3 protein-coding genes are annotated in these 2,968 nt (G+C 74.8%); all 3 read left to right on the top strand.

Annotated features, from left to right (window positions below; translation table 11 throughout):
- The first annotated feature begins 68 nt into the window (after positions 1–68).
- Positions 69–1,274 (top strand): winged helix-turn-helix domain-containing protein, encoded by a 1,206-nt coding sequence (locus tag ACR807_RS41530; protein WP_438927050.1) that lies wholly within the window; start codon positions 69–71, stop codon positions 1,272–1,274.
- Between the two features lie 87 nt (positions 1,275–1,361).
- Positions 1,362–2,372, top strand: a complete 1,011-nt coding sequence (locus tag ACR807_RS41525) for an aldo/keto reductase (RefSeq protein ID WP_438927049.1) — start codon at positions 1,362–1,364, stop codon at positions 2,370–2,372.
- A gap of 45 nt (positions 2,373–2,417) precedes the next feature.
- The coding region (locus ACR807_RS41520; RefSeq protein WP_438927048.1) for a TetR/AcrR family transcriptional regulator at positions 2,418–2,968 on the top strand (551 nt) is incomplete at its 3' end.

The following is a 2,968-nucleotide window of genomic DNA, read 5'->3' as shown; positions in this document are numbered from 1 at the left end:
CGGCGGCCCTCCCGGTGATCACCCGCAGGGTTGTCGTACCCCGGTGGGATCATCCGGGCGTGCAGAAGATGAGCGCCGACGTCGCACGCCGCATCGCCCTCGGGGCGCAGGGCTTCGCCGATCCCCGCCCGACGGGCGCGCCCACCCGGCGGCACCTCCAGAAGGTGCTGTCCCGCGTCCGGCTGCTCCAGCTCGACTCGGTCAACGTCGCCGTGCGCGCGCACTACATGCCGCTGTTCTCCCGCCTCGGGTCCTACGAGCCGGCGCTGCTGGACGACGCGGCGTGGGCGCACAGCCCGCGCCGGCCGAGGCTGCTGGTGGAGTACTGGGCGCACGAGGCGAGCCTGGTGCCGGTGGAGGACTGGCCGCTGTTCCACTCCGGCGCCAAGCGCCAGGGCTGGTGGCGCAACTACGCGACGGTGGTCGAGGCGTCGCCGGGGCTCGTCGACGACGTGCTGGCGGTGGTGGGGGAGCTGGGGCCGCTGGGCGCGGGCGCGATCGAGAAGGCGCTGGCCGGCGGCGTGCCGCGGGCCAAGGACCACTGGGGCTGGAACTGGTCGGAGGTCAAGAAGGTCTGCGAGTACCTGTTCGGCTCGGGCGTGCTGACGACGGGCACCCGGCGCGGCTTCGAGCGGCTCTACGACCTGACCGAGCGGGTGCTGCCGGCCGACGTGCTGGCCCGCCGCGTGGCGCCGGAGGAGGGCGCGCGGGAGCTGGTGGCGCGGGCGGCGACGGCGCTGGGCGTGGCCACCGAGCCGGACCTGCGCGACTACTACCGGCTCGACCCGGCGCGCAGCAGGCAGGCGGTCGCCGAGCTGGTGGACGCGGGCGTGCTGGAGCCGGTCGAGGTGCGCGGCTGGACCGCGCCCGCCTACAAGCACGTGGAGGCGCGCGTGCCGCGCCGGGTCCTGGGCCGGGCGCTGCTGTGCCCGTTCGACCCGCTGATCTGGGAGCGGGCGCGCACCGAGCGCATCTTCGACTTCTTCTACCGCATCGAGATCTACGTGCCCGCGCCGAAGCGGGTGCACGGCTACTACGTGTTCCCGTTCCTGCTGGACGGCGAGCTGGTGGGGCGGGTCGACCTCAAGGCGGACCGGGCGGCGGGCGTGCTGCGCGTGCAGTCGGCGTTCTCCGAGCCGACGGCGGACGTGGGCCGGGTGGCGGTGGAGCTGGCCGCCGAGCTGCGGCACATGGCCGACTGGCTGGAGCTGGACGACGTGGTCGTGGCGCCGCGCGGCGACCTGGCGCCCGCGCTGTCGGCGGTGGTGCGATGACCTGCCGGGGGATGACCCTGCCGGGGGGATGACTCCGGTGGAGTGACAAATAGTGAAATCTGTCAGCTGATGGGGCAGAGTGGGGTCATGACCGACTCCACTCCCCGGGTCACCCGCGAACGGCGGCTCGGCCGCGACCTCCGCGTCTCCGCGCTCGGCCTGGGCTGCATGGGCATGTCCGACCTGTACGGCCCGGCCGACGAGGCGGAGAGCGTGGCGACGATCCACGCCGCGGTCGACGCGGGCGTGACGCTGCTCGACACCGGCGACTTCTACGGCATGGGCCACAACGAGATGCTGATCCGCCGCGCGCTGGCCGACCGGCGGCGCGAGGACGTGGCGATCAGCGTGAAGTTCGGCGCGCTGCGCGACGCGGACGGCGGCTGGCACGGCAACGACGGCAGGCCCGAGGCCGTGCGCAACTTCCTCGCCTACACCCTGCGCCGGCTGGGCACCGACCACGTCGACGTCTACCGCCCGGCCCGCCTCGACCCCGCCGTGCCGATCGAGGACACCGTCGGCGCCATCGCCGAGCAGGTCGAGAAGGGGTACGTGCGGCACATCGGCCTGTCCGAGGTGGGCGCCGAGACCCTGCGCCGGGCGCACGCCGTGCACCCGATCACCGACCTCCAGATCGAGTACTCGCTGATCTCGCGCGGCGTCGAGCGGGACATCCTGCCGACCGCGCGCGAGCTGGGCATCGGCGTCACCGCCTACGGCGTGCTGTCGCGGGGCCTCATCTCCGGCCACTGGACCGCGTCCCGCCGGATCGCCGACTTCCGCGCGGCCTCGCCGCGCTTCCAGGGCGACAACCTCGACCACAACCTGGCGCTGGTCGAGGCGCTGCGCGCGGTCGCCGCCGCCAAGGGCGCGTCCGTCGCCCAGCTCGCCATCGCCTGGGTGCTGTCGCGGGGCGACGACGTCGTGCCGCTGGTGGGCGCGCGCCGCCGCGACCGCCTCGCCGAGGCCCTGGGCGCGCTGGAGGTGGAGCTGACCCCGGCCGACCTGGCCGCCGTCGAGGCCGCCGTGCCCCCCGACGCCGCCGCCGGCAGCCGGTACGCCGAAGCGCAGATGGCCCACCTCGACAGCGAGCACTGACCGGGCGGGCACAATCACCGGACCCACCCGGACCTGGAGGACGCCGTGGCCGAAGCACTCACCGCGGAGACCATCCTCGGCGCGACCGAGGACGTCCTGCGGCGCTTCGGCCCGGCGAAGGCCACCGTGGTGGACGTGGCGCGGGTGCTGGGCGTGAGCCACGGCAGCGTCTACCGGCACTTCCCGACCAAGGCGGCGCTGCGCGAGGCGGTGACCCAGCGCTGGCTCGACCGCGCCCACGCGGGCCTGGCGGAGCTGGTGACCGCGCCGACCGACCCGCCGCGCCGGCTGCGCGACTGGCTGGCCGCCCTGTTCGACGCCAAGCGCCGCAAGGCGCTGGGCGACCCGGAGCTGTTCGCCACCTTCCAGGTCCTGGTGGCCGAGAACAGCCGGGTCGTGTCCGCCCACGTGACCGCGCTGGTCGACGACCTGACCAAGATCGTGCAGGCGGGCGTCGACACGGGCTGCTTCACCACCCCGGACCCGGCCCGCGCCGCCCGCGCGGTCCTCGCCGCCACCGCCCGCTACCACGACCCGGCGCACGCGTCGACGTGGTCGGGGGCGGACGTGGACGACGAGTTCGAGGCGGTCGTGTC

This window comes from Saccharothrix sabaoui, from assembly GCF_051756985.1.
Taxonomy (GTDB): domain Bacteria; phylum Actinomycetota; class Actinomycetes; order Mycobacteriales; family Pseudonocardiaceae; genus Actinosynnema.
The sequence above is the reverse complement of the archived record's forward strand: the minus strand, read 5'-3'. Positions and strand labels throughout refer to the sequence as shown.

Bases quoted from the DNA above. Each gene is read 5' to 3' on its own strand.
- ACR807_RS41530 (WP_438927050.1), top strand. From the start codon at position 69: ATGAGCGCCGACGTCGCACGCCGCATCGCCCTCGGGGCGCAGGGCTTC.
- ACR807_RS41525 (WP_438927049.1), top strand. From the start codon at position 1,362: ATGACCGACTCCACTCCCCGGGTCACCCGCGAACGGCGGCTCGGCCGC.